Source organism: Acinetobacter sp. ACNIH3 (genome assembly GCF_002918965.1).
Classification (GTDB): Bacteria; Pseudomonadota; Gammaproteobacteria; order Pseudomonadales; family Moraxellaceae; genus Acinetobacter; species Acinetobacter schindleri.
The window spans coordinates 1-5,794 of the sequence record NZ_PQLP01000079.1; the positions used below are offsets into that span (position 1 = coordinate 1).

At 36.7% G+C, this 5,794-nt stretch carries 9 protein-coding genes; 3 read left to right on the top strand and 6 right to left on the bottom strand.

Going from position 1 to position 5,794, the window contains the following annotated elements:
- Window positions 1–83: 83 nt before the first annotated feature.
- Window positions 84–554 (top strand): hypothetical protein, encoded by a 471-nt coding sequence (locus C3420_RS16105; protein WP_005264930.1) that lies wholly within the window; start codon window positions 84–86, stop codon window positions 552–554.
- A gap of 119 nt (window positions 555–673) precedes the next feature.
- Here C3420_RS16105 and C3420_RS16110 read toward each other — a convergent pair whose 3' ends face one another.
- The 5 genes from C3420_RS16110 to C3420_RS16130 form a co-directional block, all read right to left on the bottom strand.
- Window positions 674–889 carry a hypothetical protein gene (locus C3420_RS16110; RefSeq protein WP_005022345.1) on the bottom strand — a complete coding sequence of 72 codons (216 nt, stop codon included), beginning with the start codon at window positions 887–889 and terminating at the stop codon, window positions 674–676.
- On the bottom strand, window positions 879–1,175 hold the full coding sequence (locus C3420_RS16115) for a BrnT family toxin (protein WP_004282231.1): 297 nt from the start codon (window positions 1,173–1,175) through the stop codon (window positions 879–881). The genes C3420_RS16110 and C3420_RS16115 overlap by 11 nt, the downstream gene beginning before the upstream one ends.
- Before the next feature lie 130 nt (window positions 1,176–1,305).
- Window positions 1,306–1,773: a DUF1643 domain-containing protein gene (locus C3420_RS16120; protein ID WP_103801039.1), complete on the bottom strand. Its 468-nt coding sequence runs from the start codon at window positions 1,771–1,773 to the stop codon at window positions 1,306–1,308.
- A gap of 37 nt (window positions 1,774–1,810) precedes the next feature.
- On the bottom strand, window positions 1,811–2,368 hold the full coding sequence (locus C3420_RS16125) for a TetR/AcrR family transcriptional regulator (RefSeq protein WP_005146114.1): 558 nt from the start codon (window positions 2,366–2,368) through the stop codon (window positions 1,811–1,813).
- The gene (locus tag C3420_RS16130; RefSeq protein ID WP_005146112.1) at window positions 2,369–2,713 is read right to left on the bottom strand and encodes an SMR family transporter; all 345 of its coding nucleotides are present in this window, start codon (window positions 2,711–2,713) and stop codon (window positions 2,369–2,371) included.
- Window positions 2,714–3,585: 872 nt separating this feature from the next.
- Here C3420_RS16130 and C3420_RS16135 point away from each other — a divergent pair.
- Window positions 3,586–4,527, top strand: coding sequence for a replication initiation protein (locus C3420_RS16135; protein WP_004282236.1), 942 nt, complete (start codon window positions 3,586–3,588; stop codon window positions 4,525–4,527).
- Here C3420_RS16135 and C3420_RS16140 read toward each other — a convergent pair.
- Window positions 4,517–4,786: a mobilization protein gene (locus tag C3420_RS16140; protein ID WP_004282235.1), complete on the bottom strand. Its 270-nt coding sequence runs from the start codon at window positions 4,784–4,786 to the stop codon at window positions 4,517–4,519. The genes C3420_RS16135 and C3420_RS16140 overlap by 11 nt on opposite strands.
- Before the next feature lie 214 nt (window positions 4,787–5,000).
- Here C3420_RS16140 and mobQ point away from each other — a divergent pair.
- Window positions 5,001–5,794 (top strand): MobQ family relaxase (mobQ, locus tag C3420_RS16145; RefSeq protein ID WP_103857246.1); only part of this gene is annotated, 794 nt, incomplete at its 3' end.

The window sequence follows — 5,794 nt, forward strand, 5'->3', positions numbered from 1 at the left end:
CATAAAAAGCAGTTAAAGCTACAGCAAGAACAAGCGATGAAGCTGAAACAACGCAAAAGCATGAATAGAAATGGGCCTTCCCTATGAGCAATCAAAACGATTTAGACGACCAGTTATATATTTTATTGGCATCCATGAAGGAATACAGGGAAGCCATAGCAGACGATAACAAGCGATTAGAGACGTTTTACAATAAGGTAGCTAGTGGGGTACTAGAACAGAGCAAAAAGACCCTAAATAACGCAAATCAGGAAGCTACACGCGCCCTTCAGAGACGTATTCAGGAGTTAGATAAAGCCACCGATAAATTGAACTACAGATTTATTGCCTTGTTGTGTGCAATTTTCCTTAGTCTGGTATTGGTTTTTCTGTCTTTTATATTTTTATTCATTCCAAGTTTTGACGAGATCAAAGAACGTCGTGCAGAAGCAGCTTGGCTAGAACAAAGATATAATCTAGATATTAAAAACTGTAATGGTAAATCCTGTGTCCGAATTATGAAAAATGACTGTCACGGAACAAACAAGGATTATTGCGTGATTGACCCTAAATAAATACGGGTAAGTACTTTGCTCGGTTCTTCTCTTAATTTTATTGATACCGGATTTCGCAAAGTGGCTCGACTTTGAAACATGGCAAAAGCCATATTTCAAAGCATCGAGCTAAATTTTAATTAAACACGTTTCAACGCCATGATATGGCGCACCATATCGTTAATGTGCTGTTTTGTTTCATCATCTTGAGAACTTAGCCAAGTTACGACATCTGCATCAAAAGCCTTTGCTTGAGCAATAGCATGGCGTTCTTGTAATTTTTTAACAAAATTCGGTTTTACTACTGGCGCATTGGTAGGGTCAAAATTTTTATAGCGTTCTAATTCATTTTGCATGGTTATACCTCCGCTTTTGATTGTGCGATGGCTCAAAGGCAGTAATGATTCTTGCAACATCACCACGTTCAACCCAAACCACTGTTAGTAGTCTACCACGATTACTTAGACCGATTGATATTAGCCGTTGCTCATCGTAATGACCAAGATCGTCAAAGGAAATCAGCTCTGGATCAAGAAAAACGCTACATACTTCTTCAAAAGTAATTTCACGCCCTCGATAGACTATTTCCATTTTTTTATCGTGCCATTCAAATAGCAGACCGTAATACTCAATCAACGGCATGTTTAGCCTTTTTCCTAGATTTACAACCTCTAAAAGTCTACTTAGAGGGTTTTACTTATTCAATAATTCATTAATTTAAATAGGTTCTAACATCCAAATTTCGTATAACAGCCATTATGTTAAATGGAATCTAAAAAGGCTGTATTTGAGTGGAAGAATGTATATATAACGGATGTCCAGGTTCTCCACTTTTATTTAATTTAAGATAATAGAGTCTGTCCGTAAGCAATTGTTTTACAAAAGTTGATTTCGCTTTAAAAACACCATCATTTCCCCAACAAGCAATAAGTTTTTGGGATTCTGCTGCTAATTGCTTTAAGTGGGCATCGTTATCAGGACCAATAGGGTCTTCTTGGGACATCATTTCTTGTGGATCAGTAGCTCTATATGCAAATAGATTAGCCATATAAATGCCACCACCTCCCCAACTTTTAGCAAAATTAATGCATCGTCTTATGGTTCGGTCATCTTGCTCATGGTCTGCAGTTGATGGATTTAAGCCGACAAAGGTAAATATTGGTTTTTCTTTATCCCAAATACGCCAAAGTGAATAACGATATTTGTTACAGTCAGAAATGATTGCCCCTTTTTCTATCATTAAATTGTCCTTCTTGATCTATTTCGAATAAGAGATTTTATGTTAAATAGGTTCGATTAAGCAGATCGTCTTCTAATTTTGAACATTGCTCATCATCAATGACTCCGGTAATACTTTGTAGCCACAACCCATCTGCTGCTAAACGAAGTAACTCTAAATCAGGATGACTATCCGTTTCTGCATGTTGAGATAATCTATTTTTTAGCCATTCCATCCAAATTTTATTAAAGGTAGGCTCTGTGATCATAGTCATTGATAACGCTGACCAAGCAGAAACCACCCCATCTATTTGATGGATAAAAGAACTATGAATATAAGCTCGTGTGAATTTACCATATTCTGTTGGATCGCGTTTAATCAAGTATTCAACTGTTTGATCTAAATCAAGAATTATTTGATTGAACATTTCTTCTATCAAATTTTTTTTATTCGGGAAATGGTGAAATACCCCCCCTTTTGTTATACCTACTGCTGTAGCAATATTTTGAATAGAAACACCAGAAATACCCTTTTGAGAAACAAGAATAGTTGCCTGTTCAAGGATGCGCTTTCGAATAACCTCTGGTTGCTTCTTTTGTTGCCGAATTTCTTTCACTTAATGACCTGCTGATTGCGAAAATAAATTAATAATTATTACGCCAGATACGATAAAACCAATTCCAATTAAAGCAGGATTATCTAGTGTCTGTTTAAAAACAAAGTAGCCAACTACAGCAGTTAGAACAATCCCAACACCAGCCCATATAGCGTATGCGATACCTAAAGGGATTGTTTTAATAACTTGTGATAATAAATAAAATGCCGTGCTAAAAAAAATAAAGACCATCACGCTTGGAAAAAGTTTTGTAAACCCTTCCGATTTAACTAAAAAACTACTTCCAATCACTTCGGAAACTATTGCAAATCCAAGTAATACATAAGCGAGTAACACACTGTTCATAAGTAATCATACCTAAAATACCAATCGGAAGGTATGTTAAATTTTCAAAAAAAAATTATCAATAATTATTTTAGATTTTCTAAAATTAACATAATACACCTTATACGAAATACGTTATAATTCCACTTAGAAATCAATGCTGTAGTTTCTAGTTTATAGCCCAATCGAGCCCGTTTGGGCTTTTTTTATGATTTTTCATGTTCCACGAATATTCTTTAATCAATGTTTCACGGTTTTGATTAGATATTTTAATCATTCCAGTAAGAGCCGAGCGAGTGTCTACGAGCGACCACCTGGCATTAAAATTTCGCCCCTGCCTTTTCCCTGATTACAAGCTCACTTTTGCTTCGTAACGAAAGATACAGAGCATCCCGAAGGGGTGCGAACTGTATTAGTCAAATTCTAGACGAGCGAAGCGAGCATAAAGACTACTGAGCGAAGCGAAGGCATAGTCTCTTTTTTATTAAATCCTCAATTCATATTTGAAAAAAACAGCCCCTCAACCGAGCGAAAGCGAGGTTAAAACGTCCGAGCTTTAGCGAGGGCATAGGGCTGTTTTTATTTTCTGTATTTTCCTTTTTTATCTTTTAAAAAGCTTTTAAAAGCTTTTAGACCCCCTTCTAGCCCATATCTAGCAAGGCTTTCAGACTTTAAAAAAGTACTTTTACCGGACAACTAAGTACTTTTACCGGACAAAACGCATTTAAAAAAGTACTTTTACCGGACTTAAAAAGTACTTTTACCGGACATTAAGGTACACAAATTTAGATGTACTTTTTTTAAAAAAGTACAAAAATAATAGTCAAATTTTAAGCAATAATATACTATACAGGTACATATCCGAAAAAGTACTTAATAGGCATTGGAGTTATATGGACGAAAATAAAAAAACGTATCCACCTTCTTGGGTTGTGATGCAAAATAATATTCAAGAATGTTTTAAAAGTATGAATATTGATGAAAAGCGTATATTGATACTTGCTAGTCCAATTGCTAGAACTACTCAAGCAACAGAAAAAGATCCTATTATGATTACCGCTGAAAAATTCGCTGAAGAGTGTGGAATTAAAACGCATTCAGCATATACACAGTTAGAAGTAGCAAGTAGAAATCTGATTAAGCGTAGTTTTTCTTATAACAATGAAAGAGGGAAACGTGTTCTGTCTAATTGGGTAATTGATTGCATTTATGAAGATGGAGGTATTGCAATTCGATTCCCTGAGATCGTTTTATTGATGCTTACAGAATTTGATAAATTAAATCCATATACAAAGTACAAAAAAGACATCGTACTTAGTCTAAAAAAAGATTACTCATTCGATTTTTATCACTTAGCTAAAAAACATCAGGCTATGGGAAAATTTGAAATGTCTTTAGAAAGAATAAGAACTGAATTTGGCTTACCTGAGTCTTATCACGATCTAAGTAATCTAAAAAAACGTGTTATCAATCCATCACTAGATGAGATCACAGCTAATACAGATATTGCCCTAACTTATGAAAACGTTAAAAAAGGGCGTTCTGTGGTTGGCTTTAAGTTTACTGTCAGAGAGAAGCCCAAGCCTAGATTAATAGCATCAGAGCGAGAGCAAGAAACACTAGATATATTCCGCAGTCTGTCTGATGGTCAAATCAATACCTACAGCTCTATTTTGTCAAAAGTAGGTAGTATTAGTGATCTAGCTGGAGCAAAAGACTATCAAGCATTTGCAATTTGGATTGCTAATATTTTACGAGATCCAAAATCAGTCAGAGAGGAAACCGCAAAACGTATATTTAAAGCCTTGCGGACTGAAACAGATTTTAAAGGTTAAAAAGCTGTCTATCCCGATCTTCTGTTAAATACTCGTTGAGTTCAGCGAGTATTTTTTCTTTGTTGGCTTCATTACTTTGCATCTTTTTAATTAAATAAGAACCGAGCAAAATTTTACGTCGAGTATCATCCTTCCTTTCCTGCTCTTTTTGCTTTGACCTTTCTCTAGCTTCGATAGCTTGTTTGCGAGCTTTTAACTGTTTCAGCTTTTCTAACTGGGCTTCGATTTTCTTTTCGAGAGTTTCAGCAGCTTTTGTCATGATTCAGATTTCGGGATATAGAAAACCACTCAAGCATAAGGCCCTATGAATTGAAATTCAAGCGGGCTATATGCTATCGTGTTTTTCATGAAATGCGCACTTACGACTTGGATTTCATCCAAGTCAAAGTTTGCGTAAGGGGAATCCCCTTAACCCCAAAAAATTGCTACGCAATTTTTTAAAAGCAAAAGCAAAACCATTACAAGGCTAAGGCATGGCAATTTATCACTGTACGACTAAGACCGTTAACCGAAGTTCGGGACGAACTGCGGTAGCATCTATGGCCTATCGTGCAGGAGAAAAATTGACAGATGAACGGACAGGATTAACGCACGACTTCAAAAGAAAAGAAGGTGTGGTTTATACAGAGATTCTTTCTAACTTGGATACTGAGTTAGACCGAAGCAAAGTTTGGAATCTGGCAGAAAAATCAGAAAATCGGAAAGATGCCCGAACTGCACGTGAATGGGTGATTGCTCTACCGGACGAACTGGACGAAGAACAGCGAAAAGAACTAGCAAAAGAGTTTGCCCAATCTTTAGTAGACCGTTATGGGGTGATTGCAGACTTAGCCATTCATGCGCCTAGCCATAACGGCAATGATAAAAATCATCACGCGCATATCTTGCTGACTACGCGCAAGGCTGAACTCGATCAAGATCATAATCTGGTGCTGAAAGATAAGGCCGATATTGAATTAAGTAACACCAAAAGAAAAAGCTTAGGCATGGGAACAAGCCAGGAAGAAATTAAACAGATTCGAGCCACCTGGGCAAACTTAGCTAATCATGCTCTGGAATATGCAGGGTATCGGGAAAGAATCGACCACCGCAGTTATGCCGATCAAGGTAATCAGCTACAAGCCACCATACATGAAGGCAGTAAAGTCACCCAGATGCGCAGAAAGGGCATAGATACTGAAATTAGCCGTTTCAACGACACGATCAAACAGCAGAACAGTCAACAGCTCCAATACAAACAACAGCACAAGGAACAGACCTTAGCACA